General features: G+C 59.3%; 24 protein-coding genes. 6 read left to right on the forward strand and 18 right to left on the reverse strand.

Going from position 1 to position 25,062, the window contains the following annotated elements; genetic code table 11:
• Positions 1-14: 14 nt before the first annotated feature.
• The 4 genes from WFM45_RS13760 to WFM45_RS13775 form a co-directional block, all read right to left on the reverse strand.
• Entirely contained in the window at positions 15-2,276 is a 2,262-nt protein-coding gene (locus tag WFM45_RS13760; RefSeq protein WP_336956070.1) for a TonB-dependent receptor domain-containing protein, read from the reverse strand.
• 122 nt (positions 2,277-2,398) lie between these two features.
• On the reverse strand, positions 2,399-4,525 hold the full coding sequence (locus WFM45_RS13765) for a S9 family peptidase (RefSeq protein WP_336956072.1): 2,127 nt from the start codon (positions 4,523-4,525) through the stop codon (positions 2,399-2,401).
• A 54-nt stretch (positions 4,526-4,579) separates the two neighbouring features.
• A complete protein-coding gene (locus WFM45_RS13770) occupies positions 4,580-5,377 on the reverse strand; it encodes an energy transducer TonB family protein (protein WP_060560020.1) in 798 nt (265 codons plus the stop codon).
• 102 nt (positions 5,378-5,479) lie between these two features.
• Positions 5,480-6,319 carry a ChaN family lipoprotein gene (locus WFM45_RS13775; RefSeq protein WP_088382070.1) on the reverse strand — a complete coding sequence of 280 codons (840 nt, stop codon included), beginning with the start codon at positions 6,317-6,319 and terminating at the stop codon, positions 5,480-5,482.
• Between the two features lie 177 nt (positions 6,320-6,496).
• On the opposite strand from WFM45_RS13775, the gene mmuP reads away from it, so the two are divergent.
• A complete protein-coding gene (gene mmuP, locus WFM45_RS13780; RefSeq protein WP_336956074.1) occupies positions 6,497-7,906 on the forward strand; it encodes an S-methylmethionine permease in 1,410 nt (469 codons plus the stop codon).
• Positions 7,896-8,834: a homocysteine S-methyltransferase gene (gene mmuM / locus WFM45_RS13785; protein ID WP_048324670.1), complete on the forward strand. Its 939-nt coding sequence runs from the start codon at positions 7,896-7,898 to the stop codon at positions 8,832-8,834. Before mmuP ends, mmuM begins: the two co-directional genes overlap by 11 nt.
• Before the next feature lie 9 nt (positions 8,835-8,843).
• Here mmuM and WFM45_RS13790 read toward each other — a convergent pair whose 3' ends face one another.
• The 7 genes from WFM45_RS13790 to WFM45_RS13820 form a co-directional block, all read right to left on the reverse strand.
• A complete protein-coding gene (locus WFM45_RS13790; protein ID WP_048324671.1) occupies positions 8,844-9,188 on the reverse strand; it encodes a type II toxin-antitoxin system death-on-curing family toxin in 345 nt (114 codons plus the stop codon).
• Positions 9,185-9,394 (reverse strand): type II toxin-antitoxin system Phd/YefM family antitoxin, encoded by a 210-nt coding sequence (locus WFM45_RS13795; protein WP_336956077.1) that lies wholly within the window; start codon positions 9,392-9,394, stop codon positions 9,185-9,187. Before WFM45_RS13795 ends, WFM45_RS13790 begins: the two co-directional genes overlap by 4 nt.
• A gap of 109 nt (positions 9,395-9,503) precedes the next feature.
• Complete coding sequence (gene maeB / locus WFM45_RS13800) at positions 9,504-11,783, reverse strand: NADP-dependent oxaloacetate-decarboxylating malate dehydrogenase (RefSeq protein WP_004936542.1); 2,280 nt, start codon at positions 11,781-11,783, stop codon at positions 9,504-9,506.
• A 214-nt stretch (positions 11,784-11,997) separates the two neighbouring features.
• Positions 11,998-12,171 (reverse strand): Rz1-like lysis system protein LysC, encoded by a 174-nt coding sequence (gene lysC / locus WFM45_RS13805; protein WP_176222036.1) that lies wholly within the window; start codon positions 12,169-12,171, stop codon positions 11,998-12,000.
• A complete protein-coding gene (locus WFM45_RS13810; protein WP_033632420.1) occupies positions 12,152-12,532 on the reverse strand; it encodes a DUF2570 family protein in 381 nt (126 codons plus the stop codon). Before WFM45_RS13810 ends, lysC begins: the two co-directional genes overlap by 20 nt.
• Positions 12,529-12,930, reverse strand: a complete 402-nt coding sequence (locus WFM45_RS13815; RefSeq protein ID WP_060560024.1) for a M15 family metallopeptidase — start codon at positions 12,928-12,930, stop codon at positions 12,529-12,531. The genes WFM45_RS13810 and WFM45_RS13815 overlap by 4 nt, the downstream gene beginning before the upstream one ends.
• Positions 12,920-13,246, reverse strand: coding sequence for a phage holin, lambda family (locus WFM45_RS13820; RefSeq protein ID WP_004936551.1), 327 nt, complete (start codon positions 13,244-13,246; stop codon positions 12,920-12,922). The genes WFM45_RS13815 and WFM45_RS13820 overlap by 11 nt, the downstream gene beginning before the upstream one ends.
• Before the next feature lie 293 nt (positions 13,247-13,539).
• On the opposite strand from WFM45_RS13820, the gene WFM45_RS13825 reads away from it, so the two are divergent.
• On the forward strand, positions 13,540-15,039 hold the full coding sequence (locus WFM45_RS13825) for a glycosyl hydrolase family 18 protein (RefSeq protein ID WP_060560025.1): 1,500 nt from the start codon (positions 13,540-13,542) through the stop codon (positions 15,037-15,039).
• A gap of 85 nt (positions 15,040-15,124) precedes the next feature.
• Here the strand turns inward: WFM45_RS13825 and WFM45_RS13830 are convergent, their stop codons facing one another.
• The gene (locus tag WFM45_RS13830) at positions 15,125-16,066 is read right to left on the reverse strand and encodes a LysR family transcriptional regulator (RefSeq protein WP_031300578.1); all 942 of its coding nucleotides are present in this window, start codon (positions 16,064-16,066) and stop codon (positions 15,125-15,127) included.
• 403 nt (positions 16,067-16,469) lie between these two features.
• Here WFM45_RS13830 and WFM45_RS13835 point away from each other — a divergent pair, with 403 nt between their 5' ends.
• Positions 16,470-17,063 (forward strand): lytic polysaccharide monooxygenase, encoded by a 594-nt coding sequence (locus tag WFM45_RS13835; RefSeq protein WP_004936574.1) that lies wholly within the window; start codon positions 16,470-16,472, stop codon positions 17,061-17,063.
• Positions 17,064-17,126: 63 nt separating this feature from the next.
• On the opposite strand, the gene WFM45_RS13840 is transcribed toward WFM45_RS13835, so the two are convergent.
• The 6 genes from WFM45_RS13840 to WFM45_RS13865 all read right to left on the reverse strand — a co-directional run bounded on the left by WFM45_RS13840 (position 17,127) and on the right by WFM45_RS13865 (position 23,129).
• Positions 17,127-18,089 carry a sugar-binding transcriptional regulator gene (locus WFM45_RS13840; protein WP_004936575.1) on the reverse strand — a complete coding sequence of 321 codons (963 nt, stop codon included), beginning with the start codon at positions 18,087-18,089 and terminating at the stop codon, positions 17,127-17,129.
• Positions 18,090-18,184: 95 nt separating this feature from the next.
• Entirely contained in the window at positions 18,185-18,841 is a 657-nt protein-coding gene (gene dhaL / locus WFM45_RS13845) for a dihydroxyacetone kinase subunit DhaL (protein ID WP_004936578.1), read from the reverse strand.
• Positions 18,842-18,844: 3 nt separating this feature from the next.
• Positions 18,845-19,846 carry a dihydroxyacetone kinase subunit DhaK gene (locus tag WFM45_RS13850; protein ID WP_004936581.1) on the reverse strand — a complete coding sequence of 334 codons (1,002 nt, stop codon included), beginning with the start codon at positions 19,844-19,846 and terminating at the stop codon, positions 18,845-18,847.
• A 29-nt stretch (positions 19,847-19,875) separates the two neighbouring features.
• A complete protein-coding gene (locus tag WFM45_RS13855) occupies positions 19,876-20,646 on the reverse strand; it encodes an SDR family oxidoreductase (protein WP_336956084.1) in 771 nt (256 codons plus the stop codon).
• A 35-nt stretch (positions 20,647-20,681) separates the two neighbouring features.
• Positions 20,682-21,950, reverse strand: coding sequence for an MFS transporter (locus WFM45_RS13860; RefSeq protein WP_004936588.1), 1,269 nt, complete (start codon positions 21,948-21,950; stop codon positions 20,682-20,684).
• A 66-nt stretch (positions 21,951-22,016) separates the two neighbouring features.
• Positions 22,017-23,129 (reverse strand): erythritol/L-threitol dehydrogenase, encoded by a 1,113-nt coding sequence (locus WFM45_RS13865; RefSeq protein ID WP_004936590.1) that lies wholly within the window; start codon positions 23,127-23,129, stop codon positions 22,017-22,019.
• Between the two features lie 317 nt (positions 23,130-23,446).
• Here WFM45_RS13865 and rpiB point away from each other — a divergent pair, with 317 nt between their 5' ends.
• Both rpiB and tal read left to right on the forward strand, forming a co-directional pair.
• The gene (gene rpiB / locus WFM45_RS13870; RefSeq protein WP_004936593.1) at positions 23,447-23,905 is read left to right on the forward strand and encodes a ribose 5-phosphate isomerase B; all 459 of its coding nucleotides are present in this window, start codon (positions 23,447-23,449) and stop codon (positions 23,903-23,905) included.
• Positions 23,906-24,098: 193 nt separating this feature from the next.
• Positions 24,099-25,049: a transaldolase gene (tal, locus tag WFM45_RS13875; RefSeq protein WP_033632416.1), complete on the forward strand. Its 951-nt coding sequence runs from the start codon at positions 24,099-24,101 to the stop codon at positions 25,047-25,049.
• Positions 25,050-25,062: the final 13 nt, after the last annotated feature.

A 25,062-nucleotide genomic window follows, 5' to 3' on the forward strand; every position in this document is an offset into this window, starting at 1 on the left:
TGCTCTGCTGCGGTTTAGAAGCGCACCTCCCCGCCGAAGATATAAGTCCGCCCACGGGCGGTGTTGGCGGCCGTCGCGTCATCCCCTTGGATCGGCAACATATTCAGTTTGTTCAACGCCTCGGAATAGCTCTTGTTCATCACGTTTTGCACGCTAAATTTCAGCATGACGTTGCGGTTGATCTGATAAGTGCTGTACAGGTCAATAATGGTAGGAATGTTCGGCATCTCTTGCTTCAGGATTTCACCGGTCACTTCGCTCTGTTCATAATCCGGCGACAAGCGACGCGTTTTGCCCGTGTATTTCACGATGCTGCCGACGGTTAGCGATTCATCAAGGAAACGCACCCCGGTATCCAACGTAAAATACATGTCCGGCAATTCATTGATATCCCCGGCGCCGAAATAGGTGCTGGCGATGGAGGTCGGCTGCTCGGTGTGTTGCTTGCTGAAAGAGACGCGGGCGAATGCTCGACCGGCGTCATAGTTGGCTTCAACCTCAACACCATGCATGCGCACTGGCGTCAGAGAGTTGACGTAGATATACATGTTGTCCGAGTAATCTTCGCTCGCATCGGCCCAATCGTTTTCCAGATTTTCGCGATAACTGCATTTCCGCCCATTGCGGCATACCATGTAGGACTCGCTGAAGATGTAATTACGTACCTTACTGGTATAGCCCACGACCTTAAGGCGCAATGAATCTTCCTTCACCAACAGATCGTGTCCGTTGGCATTGAAGCCGGCCTGCCAGGTTTCCGCCCGTTCCCCCTTGAGGAACGGGTTCATCGATGCGCCACCCGAGTTGGAATAGAACACTTCTTGAATGTTCGGCGCACGCATCGATTTGCTGTAGCTGACGAATGGCTGCAACCACGGCGTCACCTGCGCCGATAGCATTACCGAAGGATTGAACCCTTGCTCTTTCAAATTGATGTTCGCGGCCCCTTGCGGGAAGCATTCCACGCGATAATCGCATTCAGGCTTGTAGCCGGTCAGCTTGTTGCTGGTGTAGTTCAGGTTGAGATCGAGCTGATAAATATCCCGGTTAAGCTGCAGGCCGGTATATAAACTGCCGATTCGCTGCTCGCCGGATGGCGCGAAGGTGTTATTTTCTATCGCCTCCTGCGCCGTCTGCGCATTCTCTATCGCCGATTCAACATGTTTGCGGTATTGGTTGCGCATCAGCTTGCCGCCATAACTGAAGGCTACATCAGTATCCAGCAGGCTGAATCGGCTGGTGTTGTTGATATCCAGCGCATCGGAGCGGTTTTTTGCATTGGTGTTAAAGAAGGTGAATAGCGAACCGCCGTCGTATTTCTGATTGCCTTTACTGGTGCTGACGGTGAAGTTTAAATCCACCAGCTCCGAAAACGGCGCATAGTGATATTTGAGGTAGAGGTCATGACTATCGATATCGCGCCGAGAAAAGCGGTTTTGGTAGTTCCTGGCGGAAAACTCAATGCTATTGAACTCGTTAGGCTTGATATCCAGTTTGAACAGCTGTGACTTGGGATTTTGCTTCATAAATTCATCGTACCCAAAATCTTCGCTGCTGATACCGTCGCCATTGTTGAAGTTCGAATAAATAGAGCTCCCACTGACCGCGGCCATCGCGCCAATGCTGCCGGTATCGGTAAACGCCTGTCCCTTACCGGCGACGGCGATCATGCCGCTGCGGCCAATGCCGTTGCTGCCGACCGAGAATTTGGTTCTCACGCCGAAAGGATTACCGGAAAAGATCACATCATCGACACCAATAGTGCGGAAGTTGGCGCTGCCCGCCAACGCGTTTACGCCGCTGCCGCCGCTGTTCTCACCTCGCGCCACATCCACACCGACGATGAAGTTGGGGTCAATCAAAACGCCCGCCTGGTTATTGGTCGAACCGTGTGACATCACGCCAGACGTAGAAGTGCCGTAATAGTTCTGGGTAATGCCGTCGATCATGGTGTTGACCCGGCCGAAGCCGCTCAGGCCGCGAATATTGACGCTGACCGCCCCCTGACTAGGATCGATCTGAGTATAGGTGCCCGGCATGCTGCGCAGAATGCTGTCCACCGACTCCAGATTTTTGTTTTCGTCACGCGAGCTGAATGCGCCAGGCCTCGCCAACGCCTCTTTTTCACTGCTCTTGCCGCCGTCGGCGGCCGAGACGTTAAGCGGGCTGAACGCCACGCTGCCTTTATTATTTTCCGCCTGTTCCTGCGCGGCCGCAGCCGGCCCGTACAGCGCCAGTCCCGCGCCGATCAGGCTCGCTATCATATTGATTTTCATATATCCCCAGAAATAGCCAATAAGGTTTGATGGCCGACAATGCCCAGCAAAAAGCCCGCCGAAACGCGCGGTAAAAGATTGTTATTGTTTTATTGCGCCGCAGCGTGCCGCGGCGCTGAAGGTTATTCCTGCGTCTGCCGATCCGCCGCCAAAATAAAGGCGTACTCCAGCGCGCCGTTTTCCAGCCGCGCCAGGCGGCCCGATTTGCCGCCGTGGCCGGCGGTCATGTCGGTGGAGAGCAGCAGCAGCGAATCGCCCTGTTTGAAACGCCGCAGCTTCGCCACCCATTTGGCCGGCTCCCAATACTGCACCTGCGAGTCGTACAAACCGCTGGTGACCAGCAGGTTCGGATAATGCTGCTTGCGCACGTTGTCGTACGGGCTGTAGGACTTCATCAGCGCATAGGCGGCCGGCTGGTGCGGGTTGCCCCACTCCTCGTATTCCCCGGTGGTCAGCGGAATGCTGTCATCCAGCATGGTGGTCACCACGTCGACGAACGGCACCTGCGCCACCACCGCGTTGTACAGCTGCGGCGCCTGATTGATCACCGCCCCCATCAGCAATCCGCCGGCGCTGCCGCCCATGGCGTAAATGCGCCCCGGCTGGCCGTAGCCGCCGTTGACCAATGCCTGGGTGGCGTCGATGAAATCGTTGAAACTGTTCGGTTTGTGCGTCAGCTTGCCCTGTTTGTACCAGCTCTGCCCCAACTCGCCGCCGCCACGCACGTGGATCAGCGCATAGACGAAGCCGCGATCCAGCAGGCTGATACGGTTGGCGCTGAACGCCGGATCCATGCTCATGCCGTAAGCGCCATAGCCGTAGACCAGCAGCGGGTTATGCCCGTTTTTGAACAGCGATTTGCGATATACCAGCGAGACCGGCACCTTCACGCCGTCGCGCGCCGTGATCCAAATGCGTTCGCTGTGATACAGGCTGGGATCGACGCCTTTCACTTCCTGTTGCTTGAGCAGGGTGCGATCGCCCTTGTTCAGATCCCACTCATAGGTGCGGGTCGGCGTGGTCATCGCCGAATAGCCGTAGCGCAACCGATCGCTGTCCGGCTCCGGGTTATAGCCCAACCAGGCCATGTAGCTGGCGTCGTCGAACGGGATGGCGCGCTCGGTTTTACCGTCCCAGCTGATTTGCCGCAGCTGCACCAGCCCGTTGGCGCGTCCCTGCACCACCAGCCAGTCGCGGAACAGGCTGAAGCTCTCCACCTCGTGCTGCGCCTGCGGCGCAATCAGCGTCTGCCAGGGGTTGCCCGCCGCCGCCGTGCGGTACAGGCCGAAGTTCGGATCCTGATGGTTGGAACGCAGATAGAACTCGCCGCGGTAGTGATCGAGATAATACTCGCGGCCGTTTTGCCGGGCGGCGAACAGCTGAGGCTCGCGCTGCGGCTGGTTGGCGTCGATCAGGCGCACTTCGGAGGTGGTGTTGCCGCTGATGGTGAGTATCAGGTAATCGCGCGAAGAAGAACGGCCGAGGCTGAGGTAGAACGCCGGATCGTTCTCCTGGTACACCAGCTTATCTTCCGCCGTCGGCGTGCCGTACTGATGACGGTAGACCTGATACGGCAGCAGCGTTTGCGGGTGGTTGCGCACGTAGAACAGGGTTTGGTTGTCGTTGGCCCACACCATGTTGCCGGAGGTGTTTTCCAGCGTTTCCGGCGACCAGCGTTCGCTGCCTATCTCGCGCAGGGAGATGCGGTATTGGCGGCGGCCCTGCAGATCTTCGGCCACCGCCAGACGGCGGTTGTCCCGGCTGACGTCCATCGCCCCCAGGCGATAATAGGCATGGCCGGCCGCGCGCTGGTTGGCGTCCAGCAGGGTTTGCCACGTCGCGTCGGCGGTGAGCGCCTGGCGTTGATACAGCGCGAAATCTTTACCGGCGGCGTAGCTTTCCTGATAGCGATAGCCGTTGAGTTGATACGGCACCGAACGATCGTCTGGGTTCATGCGGCCCAGCATCTCCTGATACAGCGTGGCGCGCAGCTTTTGGTACGGCGCCATCATCTGCTCGGTGTAGCGGTTCTCCGCCTTCAGGTAGTCCAGCACCTTCGGCTCTTTTCGGCTGTCGTCGCGCAGCCAGTAGTAATCGTCGGTGCGCGTCTCGCCGTGCGCCGTCAGCACTTTCGGCGCCCGTTCCGCCAACGGCGGCTGCGGTTGCGCCAGCGCGGCGCCGGCGACGCCTAAAGAAAGCCAGAGCGCGGCCGCGATGCGACGGCGCGGGGTAAATAACAGCGGATTCATAATCCCTCACGAAGTTTGAAGAGCCGGACGGCGGCGCTGCCGCGTCTGCGGGCATTAACGGCGGGCGTTCAGCTCCGCCAGATTGAAATCGATCGGCATCCTTACCCTGACGGCCCCCTGCTGCAGCATCTCCGGCGGCGGCGGCGGCAACGGCTGCGCGCGCGACACCACCGCTACCGCTTCCCGATCCAGCGACGCGGTGCCGGAACGGATCTGCAGAGTCACGTTCGACACCCGCCCGTGCGCGTCGACGCTAAAACTGACCAGCGGCATGCCGCTACGCCGGCGGTTGCGGGCATCCGGGGGATACTCTTTGATGCGGTTCAGTTTGCCCTTCACCAGACTCTCCCACGACAGCTTGGCCTGCGCGCTGCTGTTGGCGTCGCTGTTGATCGGGGCGGCGGTTTGGTGAGAGAGCGTCTGCGCCTGCGGTGCGGCGGCGTTGGACGCGGCGGCGTTGCGCGTCTCTTTGGCCTGTTCCTGCGGCTTCGGCTGCGTTTTTTGCGGCGGACGGCGTTCGGCCCGCTTCTGCTGCGCCGTCACGATTTTCGCTTTATCGGCGCGCGCCAGCTTGGGCAGATCCGGCTGTTGCTGCTGCTCAGCGGGCTGCGCCGCGGCGGACTCCGCCTGCTGCATGCCCAGCGGCAGCGGTTTGCTTTCCGGCGCTTCAATCTGCGCCGCCCAGCTCATCATCACCGCCGGCGGCGGCAGCGCCACCGGCTCCAGCGCCGTCTGCGGCCAATAAAACAGCAGCACCAACGCCGCGTGCGCCGCCAGGGCGAGCAGCAGGCCGCGCGCCCAGCGCGGCTGCGGCAGCTCAAAGGCCGGAAGGGAATAAGACTGACTTAACATAGGGGCATTAGCTTGCTTAATTGCGAATGATTTCAGATCACATTTACTAATGATAATCATTTGCAACTATAATTAACACCCCTTTTCACTGCCTTAACGTATTCATTTCACTGATGGTGTGATCCACAGGTAGTCCGCCGTGTTCGCATCGACCTGTACGCCCGGCTCCGCCAGCATCAGCACCGTCGGCGCCGCCGCCGGTTGCAGATCCCGCACGTGCAGCGGCACGCCCACCGATTTGGCGGCGTGATAGCCGCCGGCGATCAACAGCGCGGGCGTGGGCGCCGCCAGCAAACGTTCCGCCATGCGCCGATCGCGCTGCTGCTGGATCGCCAACATCGCGTGCAGTTGGTCGGCCTCAATCTTGCCGCCGTGCGAAGTGCGGATGGTCTCTTCCAACGCCTTGCGCACCGCCGGCTGCGCCGATAGCTGCCCCGCCGGGAACTGCGGCTGCTGATAGAACGCCGTAATCTCGCTGCGATCCAGGTTGGCTGACCACAGCGGGAATGGCGCGCGCATCGCCGCCATCGTCACCCCGCCATACAGTTCCCACTTCCAGCCCGGCTGCCAGGCGATCAGCTCCGCCACGCGGCCGTCACGCACTGTGGGGTCGCTCTGCAGCCACTGCTTGACTTTGTCCACCTGCGCCTGCTGGTTCGGGTTGATCATCTCCATCAGCACGCTGCCCTGCGGCCGCCGCTGCGGCAGTTGCTGCACCAGCCATTGCTCAACCTGATGGTGGTAAGGATTGTCATGTTTTTCCCCGACGATCACCCGCGGCTGCTGCGCCAATCGCGTCAACAGCTGCTCCGGCGTCAGGCTCGCGCCGCTGTGCAGATCGGTGATGCTCCCCAAACTCGCGACGTCATTGGCCGGCGCCTTCACCGGCGTTTGGCTGCAGGCGCCGAGCGCCAAGGCCGCCAATAAAATCAGATATCTCATCATGTTGCCCCATTAGCGAAAATGGCGATATTATAGATAATAATTATCATTTGCATATAGATCCGACTTAACGATTTTTTTACGCGGCGATCGCCGGTGGCGCATTGCGTTAAAAAGGCATTACGGGTATAACCAATAGCCATTCAGATATTTAGACGTCTATACGGATAGATTATTATGCACGCATCGGCGCCCGCCGCAGGGCAGTTCAAACGCAGCATGAAGGCCCGGCACCTGGTGATGTTGTCGCTGGGCGGCGTGATCGGCACCGGGCTGTTTTTCAACACCGGTTATATCATCTCTACCACCGGGGCGCTCGGCACCCTGCTGGCCTACCTGATCGGCGCGCTGGTGGTGTACCTGGTGATGCTGTGCCTGGGTGAGCTGTCGGTGGCGATGCCGGAAACCGGCGCCTTTCACGTCTACGCTTCGCGCTATCTGGGGCCGGCCACCGGCTATGCCGTCGCCTGGCTGTATTGGCTCACCTGGACGGTGGCGCTGGGCTCCAGCCTGACCGCCGCCGGATTCTGCATGCAGTACTGGTTCCCGCAGTCGCCGGTGTGGCTGTGGTGCCTGATCTTCTGCGCGGCGATTTTCCTGCTCAACGTCGTGACCACCCGTTTTTTTGCCGAAAGCGAATTCTGGTTTTCGCTGATCAAAGTGGTGACCATTCTGGCGTTCATCATTCTGGGCGGCGCCGCCATGTTCGGCCTGCTGCCGATGAAAGACGGCACGCCGGCGCCGTTCCTGCATAACCTGACCGCTTCCGGCTGGCTGCCGCACGGCACGCTGCCGATCCTGATGACCATGGTGGCGGTGAACTTTGCCTTCTCCGGCACGGAGCTGATCGGCATCGCCGCCGGTGAAACCGAGAACCCGGAGAAAGTCGTGCCGCTGGCGATCCGCACCACGGTGATCCGCCTGATGCTGTTCTTTATCGGCACGGTCTTCGTGCTGGCGGCGTTGATCCCGATGGATCAGGCGGGGATCGTCAAAAGCCCGTTCGTGCTGGTGTTTGAACGCATCGGCGTGCCTTACGCCGCCGATATCTTCAACTTCGTGATCCTGACCGCCATCCTCTCGGCGGCCAACTCCGGCCTGTACGCTTCGGGGCGCATGCTGTGGTCGCTGGCCCACCAGCGCACCCTGCCGGCCTACTTTGCGCGCGTCAATACACGCGGCATTCCGATCAACGCCCTGACCTTCAGCATGCTCGGCGGCGTGCTGGCGCTGCTGACCAGCGTGATCGCACCGGACACGGTGTTCGTCGCCCTGTCGGCGATCTCAGGCTTTGCGGTGGTGGCGGTGTGGCTGAGCATCTGCACCGCCCACTATGCTTTCCGCCGCGCCTATCTGCGCAGCGGCCAGCCGATAAGCGGCCTGAAATACCGCGCCCCCGGCTATCCATTGACGCCGATCCTCGGCTTTGCGTTGTGCCTGCTGGCCTGTATCGGGCTGGCGTTCGATCCGGAGCAGCGCATTGCGCTCTACTGCGGGCTGCCGTTCGTCGCCCTGTGCTACCTCACCTATTTCCTGACCCGGCGCGCCGGGCAAAAAAATGCTTTGGGAGAACAACATGTCGGTTAACAACCCCGTCGCCCGCCTGCTGGCCGAACAGCCGACGCTGATCCTGGACGGCGCGCTGGCCACCGAACTGGAAGCGCGCGGCTGCGATCTGACCGATCCGCTGTGGTCGGCCAAGGTGCTGATTGAAAATCCCGAGCTTATCTATCAGGTGCATCTCGATTATTTCAACGCCGGCGCTCAATGCGCCATCACCGCCAGCTATCAGGCCACGCCGCAGGGCTTTTTGCGTCGCGGCCTGGATCAGGATCGGTCGCTGGCGCTGATCGCCAAAAGCGTGCAGCTGGCGCAACGCGCGCGCCGCGATTATCTGGCCGAACACCCGCAGGCCGCGCCGCTGCTGATCGCCGGTTCGGTAGGCCCGTACGGCGCCTATCTGGCCGACGGCTCGGAATACCGCGGCGACTATCGGCTGGCGCAGGATGACTTCATTGCCTTCCACCGCCCGCGCCTCGCCGCGCTGGCCGCCGCCGGCGTCGATCTGCTGGCCTGCGAAACGCTGCCGTCGTTCGCTGAACTGCAGGCGCTGCTGACGCTGCTGCAGGAGTTCCCGACGCTCGGCGCCTGGTTCGCCTTCACCCTGCGCGACAGCCAACACCTCAGTGACGGCACGCCGCTGACGGAGGTCATGTCCGCACTGCGCGGCAACCCGCAGGTGCTGGCGATCGGCATCAACTGCATCGCGTTGGACAAGGTCGCCCCGGCGCTGCGTCAGCTGAGCGCGCTGGCCGACAAACCGCTGCTGGTCTACCCGAACTCCGGCGAGCATTACGATGCGGTGAGCAAAACCTGGCACGCCTGCGGCGGCGAACACGGCAGCCTGGCCGATCGGGCGACAGAGTGGCGCGCGCTCGGCGCGCAATTGATCGGCGGCTGTTGCCGCACCACCCCGCAGGATATCCGCGCCATCGCCGCGCGCTACAAGAAATGAGAAAGGAGGTTATTCGGTTAGCCGGCGTAAATGTTCAACGTTGAGGCGGCCTTGGGCTGCTTCAACCGTAATTTCGACCAGTTCTGCGTCTTCCCGCAGTGCAATGCCATTAATACCGAGAAATAGCGCCATGCTTTGGAAGGCCGTGCGCTTATTGCCATCAAGAAAAATGTGACCGTGGCTGATGGCGATGAGATAGAACGCGGCCAAACGGTAAACGTCGGTGACGTTCTCATAGTGGTAAGCATTGAGCACGCGGTTGGCTACAGCCTCAACCTTGCTGCCTTCCTGGCGGCCGTGAGGCACAATTTCAGCATTGAATTCCGCAATATCCTCTGCGGTCAAAAAGATCAACTATTGGCCAGCGCCTTAATCGTATCCGCGTGTTTAGCCTGAATGCGCGCTTTCACTTTGGCTTTGACCAAAACCTCATAGTCGGCCTTACTGATGATGTAAACCTCATCGTGTCCGCGGCGCGTCACTTCCACCGGCTGTTTTTGCGCTTCCAAAAGCACCTCGGCCAAATTGTTTCTCGCCGCCGTGTAGCTAATCGTAGTCATTTTCTTTACCTGTACATGTACATATTTGACGATTATTTGTACCGCGTCCGCTGGAAATAAAAAAGCCCCCGGCGCCTACGGCGCAGGGGGCCAGTCATTCATCCCGGCCTTACAGCGGTTCGGTCTGGGCTTCCACCACCGCCAGCGCCACCATGTTGACGATGCGGCGCACCGAGGCGATCGGCGTCAGGATGTGCACCGGCTTGGCGACCCCCATCAGCACCGGCCCGACGGTCACCCCTTCCGAGCAGGAGACGCGCAGCAGGTTGTAACTGATGCGCGCCGCTTCCATGTTCGGCATGATCAGCAGGTTGGCCGAGCCTTTCAGCGGGCTGTCCGGCATCAGATCGTGACGGATGCTTTCCACCAGCGCGGCGTCGCCGTGCATTTCGCCGTCGATCTCCAGCTCCGGCGCCAGCTCGTTCACCAGCTCCAGCGTTTTGCGCATCTTGCGCGCCGCCGGGCAGTCAGACGAGCCGAAGCTGGAGTGAGACAGCAGCGCCACCTTCGGCTCAATGCCGAAGCGGCGCACGGTTTCCGCCGCCATCAGGGTGATCTCCGCCAGCTGTTCCGGCGTCGGATCGTCGTTGACGTAGGTGTCGGCGATGAAGGTGTTGCCGCTCGGCAGCAGCAGCGCGTTCATCGCGCCGGCGACGTGCGCGCCTTCACGGAAGCCGAACACGTTCTTCACCACGTCGTAATGCTCGTGGTAGCTGCCGATGGTGCCGCAGATCATCGCATCCGCTTCGCCGCGGTGCAGCATGATGGCGGCGATCAGCGTCGGGTTGCCGATCACCGCGCGGCGCGCCTGCTCTTGCGAAACACCGCGGCGTTTCATGATCTGGTAGTACTCGCCCCAGTATTCGTTGAAGCGCGGATCCGACTCGTTGTTCACCACTTCGAAATCTTTGCCCGGCGTCAGCTGCAGGCCCAGCTTTTTCAGGCGCATCTCGATCACGCTCGGCCGGCCGACCAGGATCGGGAAAGCCAGCCCCTGCGACACCAGCTCCTGCGTGGCGTGCAGCACGCGCTCTTCCTCGCCTTCCGCCAGCACCACCCGCTTCATCTCTTTGCGCGCCTGCGAGAAGATCGGTTTCATGAACAGGTTGGTTTTGTAGACGAACTCCGCCAGCTTCTCCACATAGGCGTCGAAGTCTTCGATCGGGCGCGTCGCCACGCCGGAATCCATCGCCGCCTTGGCCACCGCCGGCGCGATCTTGACGATCAGACGCGGATCGAACGGTTTCGGAATGATGTATTCCGGCCCGAAGGAGAGATCCTGATCGTCATACGCGGAAGCCACCACGTCGCTCTGCTCCGCCAGCGCCAGATCGGCGATGGCGTGCACGCAGGCCAGCTTCATCTCTTCGTTGATGGTGGTGGCGCCCACGTCCAGCGCGCCGCGGAAAATGAACGGGAAGCACAGGACGTTGTTCACCTGGTTCGGGTAGTCGGAACGGCCGGTACAGATGATGGCGTCCGGGCGCACCGCTTTGGCCAGCGGCGGCAGAATTTCCGGTTCCGGGTTGGCCAGCGCCATGATCAGCGGATCGCGCGCCATGGTTTTCACCATATCCTGCGTCAGGACGCCCGGGCCGGAGCAGCCGAGGAAGATGTCGGCGTTCGGGATGGCGTCGCCCAACGTGCGCTGGCCGTTATCCTCGATGGCGTAGGCGGCCTTGGTCTGCTCCATGTTGGCGTCGCGGCCTTTATAAATGACGCCCTTCGAGTCGCAGACGGTGATGTTCTGCTGACGCAGCCCCAGCGCCACCAGCAGGTTCAGGCAGGCGATGGACGCCGCGCCGGCGCCGGACACCACCAAACGCACGTCGGAGATGTTCTTCTTCACCACGCGCAGGCCGTTGAGCACCGCGGCGGTGGTAATGATCGCCGTGCCGTGCTGGTCGTCGTGGAACACCGGGATCTTCATGCGCTCACGCAGTTTCTGTTCGATGTAGAAACACTCCGGCGCCTTGATGTCTTCCAGGTTGATGCCGCCGAAGGTCGGTTCCAGCGCGGCGATAATGTCGATTAACTTGTCAGGGTTATGCTCATCCACTTCGATATCAAATACATCGATACCGGAAAACTTCTTGAACAAAACGCCCTTGCCTTCCATCACCGGCTTACCGGCCAACGCGCCGATATTGCCCAGACCCAGTACCGCCGTGCCGTTGGAAATCACCGCCACCAGGTTGCCGCGCGCGGTGTATTTGTAGGCCGCCAGCGGATCTTCGGCGATCTCGAGGCAAGGCGCGGCGACGCCCGGCGAATAGGCCAGCGCCAGATCGCGCTGAGTCGCCAACGGTTTGGTAGGGGAAACCTGGATCTTCCCTGGGACAGGAAACTGATGGAAATCAAGGGCACTCTGTTTGAGCTGTTCGTCCATTATGGATTCCTTTGTTTTTTGCTTTTATGTTGAGGTAAGGCTTTGAGGCTGCGCCCTGCCGTGGGCCATGGCGCCCAATTACAATGACAGGGCACAGCCTTGAAGTATAGTGAGAGAAACATCACAAACTTTGAAGCGCGCCATAACCTTGGTCGAAAGAGCGTTTTAAAAGTAAAAAAAGAAGGCCTGCGGGACGAGCAGAGAAACGCCGCCGTCAGCGCGGCGGCAGCGTGACGCGCCAGGCGTTGAGCGTCTCCACCTGGCCGGCGCAAATGTGTAACGAGGTTTGTAATGCCAGGGCATAGCTCACCGCATCGCCCCAGGTCTCCCCCTGCAACTGCGGCTGCTCACAGGGAGCGAACACCGACTCAGGGGGCAACAGCGGCATGGCCTGCGGCGCCGGTGGCCGGGCGCAGGAGCTCAAGCACAGTGCCAGGCAGAGGCCGAGCGGCGCAGGGATCGTTTTTAATCGCTTCACGGTATTTCCTCTGATAAGCCTCGTGTTGCTGGCGCAGCTGCTGTTCCTGCCGCTGCTGCGCCGCCATCAGCGCGCGGTTTTGCGCGTCCTGTGTCTGCAAGGTGGCGATAAGCCCCGCCTGCTGCGCCAGGCTTTTTTGCAATTCCGCCGCCTGTTGCCGCGCGGACGCCAACTGGTGCGACAACAGCGAGCTGTAGCCGCCGAGGCAGATGGCCGCCAGCAACAGCAGCAGCAACCCGCCCTGCATCAGTTTCTGCAGCCAGCCGCTCATGCCGGGTAGTCCCGAAACGCCAGCTGGAAGTGCGGGCCGTCCTTGAGAGTTTTCCATTCGCCGCCCCATTCGACGTTGATGCCGCATTCACGCGCCGCGCGCCGCACCGCCACCGCAATTTGCGCGTAGTAATCCCACTCCCAGGAGACCACGCCCGCCGGCATCGCCACCACGTCCACCGCGTGCCCGGTCAGGTGGCGACTGCGCAGCGTTTGGCTGCTGCCGGCGCGCACCATTTCCCGCTGGCGCGCCATGCTGCGCAGCCCCTCGCTGACGGAAAACGGCACCAGCGAATAACGCAGCGCCAGGCGAATAACGCGCACCAGATCCGGGTGCACGCCGCGCAGGTTCTCTTCGCTGCGGGCGGTAAAACGAATATCTTCAATGTCATTTAACATTTTTAAACCCCGTCTTTTTGCCGATGAATTTTTTAATTAAGGCGTTGATGTAATCCGCCCCCATAAAACCAATCAGTACGCTGGCCAAATTCGCCCACTTTAATTCCAGGCCCATCAACGCCAGCGCATCGCGCACCGTCCAGGCCAATAACGCGCACATCGCCGCATTCAATAAGCGTCGCCGAATGCCCACGTTGCGGTAGGCGCCATGTAATAGCGCCATCACGCCGGCCAGAATGGCGTTCAATACCGGCTGAAGATATTCACATACTCGCTGGACTATTAAGCCAACAGCGTCAGGCTCTATGCTGGACATAGCTCATCTCCTTTTTATTTTTAATTAAATGCCAATCACGGCCGGTGGGACATCGGATAATCAGAATCTAGTTAAGGATGCTATTACAAAGCAAATGAATAAATACAGGCCCTATGGTCGAATTCATTCACGCTGAACGTTGGCACAACACATAAACGCCAAGACAGGCGGCAGTGAATAAAAAATTCATTCTTATGGTGATTTATTTCGACTTTTGTTTTTACGAAAAATAAACATTAATGTCGGTGGGAAATACTTCCCCATCATAAAAACATCCACTCTGGAGAAATGCCATGTCCACACGCAAAGCCGTTATTGGGTATTATTTTATTCCAACCAACCAAATCAATAATTACACCGAGTCCGATACCTCTATCGTGCCGTTCCCGGTTTCCAACATCACGCCGGCCAAAGCCAAACAGCTGACGCACATTAACTTCTCGTTCCTGGATATCAACAGCAACCTGGAATGCGCCTGGGATCCGGCCACCAACGACGCCAAGGCGCGCGATGTGGTCAACCGTTTGACCGCGCTCAAAGCGCATAACCCCAGCCTGCGCATCATGTTCTCCATCGGCGGCTGGTACTACTCCAACGATCTGGGCGTGTCGCACGCCAACTACGTCAACGCGGTGAAAACCCCGGCGTCGCGCGCCAAGTTCGCCCAATCCTGCGTGCGCATCATGAAGGATTACGGCTTCGACGGCGTGGACATCGACTGGGAATACCCGCAAGCGGCGGAAGTGGACGGTTTCATCGCCGCGCTGCAGGAGATCCGCACCTTGCTGAACCAGCAAACCATCACGGACGGCCGCCAGGCGTTGCCGTATCAGTTGACCATCGCCGGCGCCGGCGGCGCCTTCTTCCTGTCGCGCTATTACAGCAAGCTGGCGCAGATCGTCGCGCCGCTCGATTACATCAACCTGATGACCTACGATCTGGCCGGCCCCTGGGAGAAGGTAACCAACCACCAGGCGGCGCTGTTCGGCGATGCGGCCGGGCCGACCTTCTACAACGCGCTGCGCGAAGCCAATCTGGGCTGGAGCTGGGAAGAGCTGACCCGCGCCTTCCCCAGCCCGTTCAGCCTGACGGTCGACGCCGCGGTGCAGCAGCACCTGATGATGGAAGGCGTGCCGAGCGCCAAAATCGTCATGGGCGTGCCCTTCTACGGCCGCGCCTTCAAGGGCGTCAGCGGCGGCAACGGCGGGCAATACAGCAGCCACAGCACGCCGGGCGAAGATCCGTATCCGAGCACCGACTACTGGCTGGTGGGCTGCGAAGAGTGCGTGCGCGACAAGGATCCGCGCATCGCCTCCTATCGCCAGCTGGAGCAGATGCTGCAGGGCAACTACGGCTATCAGCGGTTGTGGAACGACAAGACCAAAACCCCTTATCTGTATCATGCGCAGAACGGGCTGTTCGTCACCTATGACGATGCCGAGAGCTTCAAATACAAAGCGAAGTACATCAAGCAGCAGCAGCTGGGCGGCGTGATGTTCTGGCATCTGGGGCAAGACAACCGCAACGGCGATCTGCTGGCCGCGCTGGATCGCTATTTCAACGCCGCGGACTACGACGACAGCCAGCTGGATATGGGCACCGGGCTGCGCTACACCGGCGTCGGCCCCGGCAACCTGCCTATCATGACCGCGCCGGCCTATGTGCCGGGCACCACTTACGCGCAGGGCGCGCTGGTGTCCTACCAGGGCTACGTCTGGCAGACCAAGTGGGGTTACATCACCTCTGCGCCGGGTTCAGACAGCGCCTGGCTGAAGGTGGGCCGCGTAGCGTAAACCATAAAAAAACCCCGTAGCCGAATGCTGCGGGGTTTTCATTGAGTTAACCGTTTGATTTTCGCGTCCCTTCGTCTCTATTCCTTCAGTTGTGGCACCATGGATAACCGCCATCCCGCACCACTTCGCGGCCCATCAGGCTGTAGACATCGCTTTTGCGCGTCAGCCGCTCATGCCACCAGTTAAACCCGGCGCCCTTGCTAGCCGGGTGCCACGCCAGCCAAATCATTTCGTCGCCCTTTTGCATCTCCACCGGCACCGTCACCAGTTCGCCGCTGGCCAGTTCCTTTTCGATCAGCGCAGGCGGCAGAAAAGCATGGCCGATGCCGCGCTTGAGCAGCGCCAGGTTGCTTTCCACATCGCACACCACCAGTTGACGCTGCAAGGGCAGCGTACCGTGATTGCGTTTGGGCAGCTCATGGCTGCTGTCGGCGATCGCGACCACGATGTCGTTCAACCGCTGCTTCTTGCATACCGGCTTTCTCTGCGCCGCGAATGGGTGGGAAGGCGATACGCACAGCACGAAATTGAGCTTGCCGAGCATCAGGGTTTTGGCCTGCACGCTGTCGGGGATTTGGCCGATGGCGATGATCAGATCCGCCCGGTTGTTCTTCAGCGCATCCCAGGTGCCGTTCAACGCTTCCCGCTGCACCGAGATATTGGCGTTCGGGCAATGTTGAATATAGTCGCGGATATCCTGCGTCAGCGTTTCCAGCGGGAAGAAGGTATCTACCGCCAGGCGGATATTATTGTCCAGCTTGGGGATGTTGCGCACCCGGCTTTCCAGATCCTGCACCGCATTTAAAATCCAACTGCCTTCCTGCAGGAGAAATTCCCCTTCATCCGTCAGGGTAATCATGGGGCCATTGCGATGAAAAAGTTTCACGCAGAGTTTGCTTTCAATATTGGAAACCCGATAAGAGATCGCCGAAGGCGTTTTATGCAGCGCCTCCGCCGCCATAGAGAAAGATCCGGTGTTCTTGATGGTGCTGATTATTTTAATCGCGTCCAGGGATAATCTAGTCATACAAATTCCTCTTTAAAATAAAATAAGAAAATGACACTAAATTCCCAAGGTGGTGGCGCACAAAAATCGATCAAATCAAACAAGGGTACTCAACGCAACAAGCAATATACTTCATAAATGAGAGCGCTATCTTAAATACTATTCATCACTACTTGATATAAATTTCATCATAGCGCCGTGCTTTTACACTGTGACAGTTAAATAAATTCGGCCTAACGATCAAAGATTGTCATCATAATATTTTTCGTTAATAGCCGGTAAAACATTCCGATCTACGGCCAAACCAGAATGGTAAAAATAAAACAAGCCGACAGAAATGGTTATTTCCAATTGCGTTATTAGTCTCTCATTTTGTCGGTGAAATACGCTCAACTTACAACATAATTTCAGTCAGGAGTGACTTATGAACAAAACTTCCCGTACCCTGCTCTCTCTGGGCCTGCTGAGCGCGGCCATGTTCGGCGTTTCGCAACAGGCGAATGCTCACGGTTATGTCGAATCGCCGGCCAGCCGCGCCTATCAGTGCAAACTGCAGCTCAACACGCAGTGCGGCAGCGTGCAGTATGAACCGCAGAGCGTCGAAGGCCTGAAAGGCTTCCCGCAGGCCGGCCCGGCTGACGGCCATATCGCCAGCGCCGACAAGTCCACCTTCTTCGAACTGGATCAGCAAACGCCGACGCGCTGGAACAAGCTCAACCTGAAAACCGGCCCGAACTCCTTTACCTGGAAGCTGACCGCCCGTCACAGCACCACCAGCTGGCGCTATTTCATCACCAAGCCGAACTGGGACGCTTCGCAGCCGCTGACCCGCGCTTCCTTTGACCTGACGCCGTTCTGCCAGTTCAACGACGGCGGCGCCATCCCTGCCGCACAGGTCACCCACCAGTGCAACATACCGGCAGATCGCAGCGGTTCGCACGTGATCCTTGCCGTGTGGGACATAGCCGACACCGCTAACGCCTTCTATCAGGCGATCGACGTCAACCTGAGCAAATAATCGGTCAAATGAGGAGATCGTTGAGGGTTCAGCCTGGCGCTGAACCCTTTTTTGCGGGTGCCGCTATTGCGACATGTTGAGGATAGTGCGCACATTGAGCGCGCTGGTGGCGATAATGTCGATGGCGCCGGTGCGCAAAGCGCCCAAAATCGCCAGCGCCTTGGTATTCTCGGAAGCAATGGCGATCACGCAAGGGATTTTGCGCAGCTCATCAATGCTCAGCCCGATCACTCTGTCATTCATCACCGTGTCGACATGCTGCCCCTGAGCATTGAAAAAATCATAGCCGGCGATGTCGCCGATCACGCCCTGATTAAGGCTGGCGTCGATAATCTCGTGCGGCGTAAACCACCCCAATTTCACCATATAACTGTTTTCATTCATGTCGCCAATGCCGACTAACGCCACATCGGCCTTACGCGCACGATCCAGCGTTTCCTTGATCGTGCCGTTCTGCATGAAGGCGTCTTTCAGCGCGCGATTTTCGACGTAGGCCGGCGCATAGAGCGTCTCGCTGCTGCCGCCGAACTTCTTCGCCAGACGCCGGCTGATATGGTCGGCGTTGATCGCGTCGCCCGGACGGTGGGTGCCGCCGATGCCGCAGATGAACTTGCAGTTGCGTTCCGTCACGCTGCCGACATGATCGGCGATCGCCGCCACGTTGCGTCCCTGGCCGACCGCCAACACCATATCGTCTTTCAGCGACATCGCCAGATAATTGGACACCAGCGCCGCCACCTGCCGACGCTGTTCCTCTTCGTCCTGATGGTCGAGCGCGATCAACGCGCGGCTGATGGGAAAACGTTCCATCATCTGCTGTTCCAGCCGGGTGCTGAATACCGGGTGATAACGCACGTTGATCTCGACGATGCCTTCTTCCTTGGCGCGCTTGAGCAAACGACCGACTTTGATCCGTGAGATACCGAACTTTTTGGCGATCTCTTCCTGCGTGATCTCATCCTGATAATAAGCAACGGCGATTTCGGTCAGCAGTTCGTTATCCTGGGACACAGTTTGTTTTTCCATCCGTTAGACGTTTCCCCACGGCAGGCCGGTTGATGATGGCGGAGGGACGATACACGCCCCTCCGACAAGGCTGAATGCCCGCTAGTATAACGCGTTCAGGCGGCAACGGTATTCAGTCGTTGCTCCACCTCGTCCGCCAATCGGGTCAAGAGCAGGCAGCAAGATACCGCGCCGGCGTCCAGTACGCCGCGCGAACGCTCGCCCAGACGGCTGGCGCGGCCGATTTTCGCCACCAGCTCGCGGGTGGAGTCCCGCCCGCGCTCTGCGGCGATTTTCATTTGTTCCAGCGCAGCGGCGAAGTCGTCACCGCGCCCCACCGCCTGCTCAAATGCCGCCACCGCCGGTATCAGCGTATCCATCAGACACTTGTCGCCCACGCCCGCGCTGCTGATGTCCTGCAGTTCGCGCAACCCGCCGTGCAACATCGCCAAAAATGCCTGCTTGTCCAGCACGCTGCGCTCACGGACGCTCTCCGCCATGCCCATGAACAGGCTGCCGTACAGCGGCCCCATCGAACCGCCGATGCCCTCCATCAGCGCATCCGATACCGCATCGAACGCCTGCGCCAGCGTGAGCTCGCGGCCGCGAATGGCATCGCCGCACATCGCGAATCCCTTCGACATATTAATGCCGTGGTCACCGTCGCCGATGGCGCCGTCGATTTCGCTCAGATACTCGCGGTTGCTGACAATGGTTTCTATCAGCCCCGTAACGATCTCACTGCCGTACCGGGTTGAAATTTGTTCCGTCATGATTCACTCCACCTGGGTTAAGCCTAAAGATTGCGCCGGCATGTCCAGCAGCGTTTTCAGTTCGTCATCCAGCGTCATCAGCGTCAGCGTCACGCCCATCATTTCCAGCGAAGTGAAGTAATTGCCGACGTAGCGCCGATGCACCCGCACGCCTTTCGCCGTCAACCGACGCTCTATTTCGGCATAATAGATATACAGCTCCATCACCGGCGTGGCGCCAAGCCCGGAGATCAGCAACGCCACCTCCTGCCCCTGTTCCAGCGGCATGTCGTTGAGCACGAAATCGAGCATGGTGCCGGCCATCGCCGACGCCGATTGGATCGGCGATACCTCAATGCCCGGTTCGCCGTGATGGCCGATGCCGATCTCCATCTTGCCGTCTTCGATATGAAAATTGGGTTTGCCGACCGCGGGAATGGTGCAGGAACTGAGGCCGACGCCGATCGAACGACACCGGTCGATGGCCTTTTGCGCCGCGCCGATCACGCCGTCCAGATCGTATCCCTTGGCCGCCGCCGCCGCGCCGACCTTCCACATCAGAATTTCGCCGGCCACGCCGCGCCGTTTATCGATCTCACTGGCCGGCGCCGAGGCGACATCATCGTTGGCCACCACGGTTTTCACCCGTATGCCGGCCGCCGTGGCCTTCTTGATCGCCATCTTGACGTTCATGTTGTCGCCGGCGTAGTTGCCGTACAGGCAAGCGACGCCCGCACCGCTGTCCGCCGCCTTGAAAGCGTCGAGAAAAGCCCCCGCCGTAGGCGATGAAAAAATCTCGCCAATCGCGACGGCATCCAACATGTTTTTGCCGACATACCCCAGGAACGCCGGCTCGTGGCCGGAACCGCCGCCGGTGACGATGCCCACTTTGCCGGCGATCGGCGCAGGCGGATATTTCAACACCCGCGCATTGTCGGTGGCGGCATAATAGTTCGGGTGGGCCAGCCTGTAGCCCTGAATGGCGTCTTCCACTACGTGATCGGGATCGTTAATGATTCTGTTCATCGCGGCCTCTCTGTCGCCTGAATAAGAAATTATTGAATGGTGTAACCGCCGTCGACCACCAGGTTGGCGCCGGTGATCATCGCCGCCGCGTCGCCGGCCAAAAACAGGGCGCTGGCGGCGATATCTTGCGGCTCGGCGAAACGCCGCAGCGGGATTTTCTGCTTCATTTGTTCCGCCACCTCGCCTGACCAGGCCTTACGGCCCAGCTCCGTCAAAACCACGGTGGGCGAAATGGCGTTGACCCGCACGTTGTGCGGCCCCCACTCCAGCGCCAACACCTGGGTCAGACCGATTACGCCCGCCTTGCTGGCGCAATAGGCCAGGTGATTAGGCAAAGCCACCACCCCGGCCTGCGAGGCGAGATTGATGATGCTGCCGCCGCGCTGGCGAATGAAACGGCGCCCCACCGCCTGGCAGGTAAGAAACACGCCTTTCAGATTGACCGCCAGGGTTGCATCCCACGCCGTTTCCGGCAACTCCTCGGCCGGATGCAGCGCGACGATGCCGGCGCTGTTGACCAGCACGTCCAGCCGCCCGAAATGCGCCTCAATCTGCGCTATCGCCCGCTCCACCGACGCGGCATCGGTGACGTCGGCCACGACGCCCACCGCCGCCTCGGCGCCCAGCTGTCGCGCCACTTCCGCAACCTGCGGCGCCCGATCGAGCAGCGCCACGCGCGCGCCGTTTTGCAGATAGCGTTCGGCAATAGCGAGACCGATCCCCGCAGCGCCACCGGTAATCAACGCCACCTTGCCCTGCAGCGAGAGCTCGCGCGGCGCCGTAGTTTGATGATTAATCATAAATTTCCCCTTAAAACTGTGAACTTCACCCTCGGTCAGGATATTTTCGCCAAACTCGCGCCGCGTTCTTCCTGCGCCGTCGCGCTTTCTTTCGGCAGCGTGACAAATTTCATCAGCACGCCGCTGAACAGGTACAAACCGGTAAAGATCCAGATCACGCCAACGGTGCCGAGACTGCCGATAAACAGCCCCACCACCGCCGGGCCGACAAAGGTGCTCAGGCCGGCCCCCAGATTGAGAATCGACATCGCCGCACCCTTATTGTCCGGCGCCAGCGACGGCATGATGGCCGACAGCGGCACGAACGCCGCCAGGCAGGCGCCGAACAACCCGGCGGCGCAAACGGTCAGCAGGTAGTTGGCGCCGAAGAATTGCGGCACGTAGTAGAACATCAGCGTGGTCAAGGCACAGCCGACGCAGCCAAACCACATCACCACATTGCGCCAGCCGAGCCCGTCGCTGATCACGCCGAAAATCAGGTTGAAAATGATGTTGACCGTCCACAGCGCGGCGTACATCTGCAGCCAATGCGTGCGGGTGAACCCCATATCCATCATGTACATGGGCATGAATACGACGAAGCCGTAAGCCGCAGAGGTATTAATGGTGCGCACGATGCCGCCCAGGCCAATCTTCGGGTTTTCAAACGCGATGGTGATGCCCTTCAAGACATAACCCAGCGACGCTTTTTCCCGGTTGCCGCTCTGTGCCGCGCCGTCGTCGCGATTGAGCATCAGCGCAATCACCGCGCCCAGCACGACGAAAATCAGCGCGCTCCACAGCGTGTGGATCTCGCCGAGATAAGGCAGCATGATGCTGGAATACAGCACGCCCAGCACGCTGAGCCCGCCGCTGTAGACGAACCAGAAAATCCCCACCGCCGACCCCAGCCTTTCCGGCGGCGCCTCATACGCCACCCACACCAGAAAACCGTAGGCGAACAACGGATAACCCAAGCCGCGCAGCGCATAGGTCGGCACCATGATCGCCAGGTTGTTGCTCGGCAGGCCGAACGTCAAAAAACACACCGAACCGAACAGAAACAGCAGCAGGCCGGCCAACATCACCCGCCGGGCGGTAAAGATTTCCGCCAACACGCCGGAAAACCAGGCGGCGATGGCGGCCGCAAAGCCATAAACGCTGAACAGCAGCGCCGATTCCTGAATGCTCAGCCCTTTGCCAATCAAATACGGCGACAGCCAGCCCTGTTCCAGCCCTTCGCCCATCATGAACACCAACACGCCGGCATAGCCCAGCAGCAGTTTCGGTGACAGACCAATGCGATGAATCAGTCCATGCAACATAGAACACCCCAGCACATGTGATTATGGAGGCGCAGGCTCGCCCGCACCCGAGGAACGACGCAGGTTTCAGAGGTTTGGATTAAGCACCACTTTGATTGAACCGATACCGCGCTTCATCAGCTCGAAACCTTCGGCGAACTGTTCCAGCGGCAACGTATGCGTCACCACGCCTTCGGTCGGCAGATCGCCATTGGCGATGCCTTCGATCACCAGCGGATAGCAGTAAGGGCCGAGGTGCGAACCGAGCACGTCCAGTTCCTTGCGGTCGCTGATGATGCTCCAGTCGACGGTCACCGGATCCTTAAACACGGAAAATTCGACGAAGGTGCCGAGCTTGCGGATCAGCGTCAGGCCCTGTTCCACGGACTTCTGTGCGCCGGTCGCCTCGATGTAGATGTCGCAGCCGTAGCCCTCGGTCATCGCTTTAACCGCGGCGGGCACGTCGTCACGGGTGGGATTGAGCGTCACATCCGCGCCGAAGCGCTTCGCCAAGGCCAGACGTTCGTCGGACAGATCCAGCACCACCAGCTTCGAGGGCCCGGATTTCTTGATGGCCCCGATCATGCCCAGCCCCAGGGTGCCGGCGCCGGCCAATACCACCACATCGCCCAGTTTGATATTGGCGCGTTGCACCGCATGGAAGGAGCAAGCATAGGGTTCGATCAGAATGGCTTTTTCGATCGGCAGGTCGGCCGGCACATGATAGTTAATCGCCTCTTTGGTGAACTTCATGTACTCGGCCATGCCGCCGTTAACGTTTTTCTGGAAACCGTACAGGTCATGCTTTTCGCACATCCAATACTGACCGCGGTTGCAGAAGCGACATTGCCAGCAGGGAACGATTTGTTCTGATATCACGCGATCGCCGAGATTGAAGCCCTCGACGCCTTCACCGTACCCCACGACATGGCCGATAAATTCATGGCCGGGGATCATCGGCGCCTTGATGTACGCCGGTTGTTTTTCATCGCCCCAGAAGCTGGGCGCCCCTTCGAACGCTTTAACATCACCGGCGCAGATGCCGCAGGCCTCGATCTTCACCAGGATCTCTTTCGGGCCGATCTTCGGTACCGGCACCTGTTCCAGGCGGTAATCTTTCGGGGCGTACGCCACAACCGCCTTCATGATCTCGGGGATACCGGCCGCCATTTTCGCCTCTGTTATGCAGGTCTGACACATAGCACTCTCCTCTGGTAGGGAAACTTTTTTGATCATTAACACAAACAAAGAACAAATGAACACTAACGCCATGCATTCAATTTGCCCACAGTGAACTTATCAAAGTGTGATATCGCTCAAAAACCCGTCTTCACTAGAGTGATTAACGATTAAAAGCCCTTTTTTAGTGACTAAAATCACCTTTTACAGTGGCAAACTGAAAATCCAGGCAAAAAACAAAAGAACATAGATTGAACATTTGATTAAACAGGGATACGGTAATGAACGTGGCGCCACCGAGGATCGCCACCCTTTTCGTTACCAATCAGGAGACCGCTATGCTGCCTATCGCCATCGGCGCCGATGATGCCGCCATTGAACTGAAAGATCTGATCGTTGCCCACCTGCAACAACGGGACATCCCCGTCATTGACTACACGACGGATCGCGCCGCAGAAACGGGGATCTATCCCGATATCGCCTATCGCGTCGCGCAGGCGATACGGGAGGAAAAACATCGGCGGGGCATCCTGCTGTGCGGCACCGGCATCGGTATGAGCATCGTGGCCAATAAAGTGCCCGGCATTCGTGCGGCGCAATGTCACGATACCTACTCCGCCCAGCGGGCGCGCAAAAGCAATGATGCTCAGATCATCACGCTGGGCGCGCGGGTCATCGGTGCCGAACTGGCGAAAACCATCGTCGATGCCTGGCTGGAATCGGAGTTTGAAGGGGGAGGATCGGCGCCGAAAGTCGAGCGGATCGGCTATTACGAAAACGCGGCCGGACGGCGTTAAACCGCCTGCCGTCTCGATGGCGGTCGCGCGCAAGCCGCGTTCCGCCTGGGTTTATTCGGCATTCATTGTTATTATCCATCGCAACAATCAGAAAAAGCGCATTTTCATTCTCGATCCGATGATGCAGTGTGTTCCCCCTATGATGAAAAAGGTTCTCATTTCCCTACATTGAGCTTGGTCAAGGAGCTTATCAATGAATCAATTAGACGCACTCAAGCAGCTGACCACGGTGGTCGCCGACAGCGGCGATATCGAATCCATCCGCCAGTTCGAACCCCAGGACGCCACCACCAACCCTTCGCTGATCCTGAAAGCCGCCGCGCTGCCGCAGTACAAGGCGCTGATCACCGAAGCGTTGGAGTATGCCCGCCGCCAGGGCGGCAGCAAGGAAACCCAACTGATCAACGCCAGCGATAAGCTGGCGGTCAATATCGGCGTCGAGATCCTCAAAAGCGTGCCGGGCCGCATTTCCACCGAAGTGGACGCCCGCCTGTCGTTCGACCGCGGCATGTGCGTCGCCAAAGCGCGCAAGCTGATCGCCATGTACCAAGAACAAGGCATCGACAAATCGCGCATCCTGATCAAACTGGCTTCCACCTGGGAAGGCATCAAAGCCGCCGAAGAGCTGGAAAAAGAAGGCATCAACACCAACCTGACGCTGCTGTTCTCCTTCGCCCAGGCCCGCGCCTGCGCCGAAGCCGGCGTGTATCTGATCTCGCCGTTCGTCGGCCGCATCTATGACTGGTACCAGGCCAAACAGCCTGCCGCCGACTACGACGCCGATCGGGATCCGGGCGTGAAATCGGTGCGCACCATCTATGAATACTACAAGCGTCATCGTTACCAGACGGTGATCATGGGCGCCAGCTTCCGCAAGGTTGAGCAGATCCTGGCGCTGGCCGGCTGCGATCGCCTGACCATCGCGCCAAACCTGCTGGAACAGCTGAAAAACAGCGAGCAGCCGGTCGAACGCAAGCTGACCCCGTCTACCGAGGGCTTCCACCAACCGGCTCCGCTGGCCGAAGCGGAGTTCCGCTGGCTGCACAACCAGGACGCCATGGCGGTGGAAAAACTCGCCGAAGGCATTCGCCTGTTCGCCGTCGACCAGCAGAAGCTGGAAGACATGTTGGCCGCTCAACTGTAATCGCACTGGAGTT

It is taken from the genome of Serratia sp. KG1D (assembly GCF_037150675.1).
Taxonomy (GTDB): domain Bacteria; phylum Pseudomonadota; class Gammaproteobacteria; order Enterobacterales; family Enterobacteriaceae; genus Serratia; species Serratia nematodiphila.

Bases quoted from the DNA above. Each gene is read 5' to 3' on its own strand.
- WFM45_RS13760 (WP_336956070.1), bottom strand. From the start codon at position 2,276: ATGAAAATCAATATGATAGCGAGCCTGATCGGCGCGGGACTGGCGCTG.
- WFM45_RS13765 (WP_336956072.1), bottom strand. From the start codon at position 4,525: ATGAATCCGCTGTTATTTACCCCGCGCCGTCGCATCGCGGCCGCGCTC.
- WFM45_RS13770 (WP_060560020.1), bottom strand. From the start codon at position 5,377: ATGTTAAGTCAGTCTTATTCCCTTCCGGCCTTTGAGCTGCCGCAGCCG.
- WFM45_RS13775 (WP_088382070.1), bottom strand. From the start codon at position 6,319: ATGAGATATCTGATTTTATTGGCGGCCTTGGCGCTCGGCGCCTGCAGC.
- mmuP (WP_336956074.1), top strand. From the start codon at position 6,497: ATGCACGCATCGGCGCCCGCCGCAGGGCAGTTCAAACGCAGCATGAAG.
- mmuM (WP_048324670.1), top strand. From the start codon at position 7,896: ATGTCGGTTAACAACCCCGTCGCCCGCCTGCTGGCCGAACAGCCGACG.
- WFM45_RS13795 (WP_336956077.1), bottom strand. From the start codon at position 9,394: ATGACTACGATTAGCTACACGGCGGCGAGAAACAATTTGGCCGAGGTG.
- maeB (WP_004936542.1), bottom strand. From the start codon at position 11,783: ATGGACGAACAGCTCAAACAGAGTGCCCTTGATTTCCATCAGTTTCCT.
- lysC (WP_176222036.1), bottom strand. From the start codon at position 12,171: ATGCCGCTGTTGCCCCCTGAGTCGGTGTTCGCTCCCTGTGAGCAGCCG.
- WFM45_RS13810 (WP_033632420.1), bottom strand. From the start codon at position 12,532: ATGAGCGGCTGGCTGCAGAAACTGATGCAGGGCGGGTTGCTGCTGCTG.
- WFM45_RS13815 (WP_060560024.1), bottom strand. From the start codon at position 12,930: ATGTTAAATGACATTGAAGATATTCGTTTTACCGCCCGCAGCGAAGAG.
- WFM45_RS13820 (WP_004936551.1), bottom strand. From the start codon at position 13,246: ATGTCCAGCATAGAGCCTGACGCTGTTGGCTTAATAGTCCAGCGAGTA.
- WFM45_RS13825 (WP_060560025.1), top strand. From the start codon at position 13,540: ATGTCCACACGCAAAGCCGTTATTGGGTATTATTTTATTCCAACCAAC.
- WFM45_RS13830 (WP_031300578.1), bottom strand. From the start codon at position 16,066: ATGACTAGATTATCCCTGGACGCGATTAAAATAATCAGCACCATCAAG.
- WFM45_RS13835 (WP_004936574.1), top strand. From the start codon at position 16,470: ATGAACAAAACTTCCCGTACCCTGCTCTCTCTGGGCCTGCTGAGCGCG.
- WFM45_RS13840 (WP_004936575.1), bottom strand. From the start codon at position 18,089: ATGGAAAAACAAACTGTGTCCCAGGATAACGAACTGCTGACCGAAATC.
- dhaL (WP_004936578.1), bottom strand. From the start codon at position 18,841: ATGACGGAACAAATTTCAACCCGGTACGGCAGTGAGATCGTTACGGGG.
- WFM45_RS13850 (WP_004936581.1), bottom strand. From the start codon at position 19,846: ATGAACAGAATCATTAACGATCCCGATCACGTAGTGGAAGACGCCATT.
- WFM45_RS13855 (WP_336956084.1), bottom strand. From the start codon at position 20,646: ATGATTAATCATCAAACTACGGCGCCGCGCGAGCTCTCGCTGCAGGGC.
- WFM45_RS13860 (WP_004936588.1), bottom strand. From the start codon at position 21,950: ATGTTGCATGGACTGATTCATCGCATTGGTCTGTCACCGAAACTGCTG.
- WFM45_RS13865 (WP_004936590.1), bottom strand. From the start codon at position 23,129: ATGTGTCAGACCTGCATAACAGAGGCGAAAATGGCGGCCGGTATCCCC.
- rpiB (WP_004936593.1), top strand. From the start codon at position 23,447: ATGCTGCCTATCGCCATCGGCGCCGATGATGCCGCCATTGAACTGAAA.
- tal (WP_033632416.1), top strand. From the start codon at position 24,099: ATGAATCAATTAGACGCACTCAAGCAGCTGACCACGGTGGTCGCCGAC.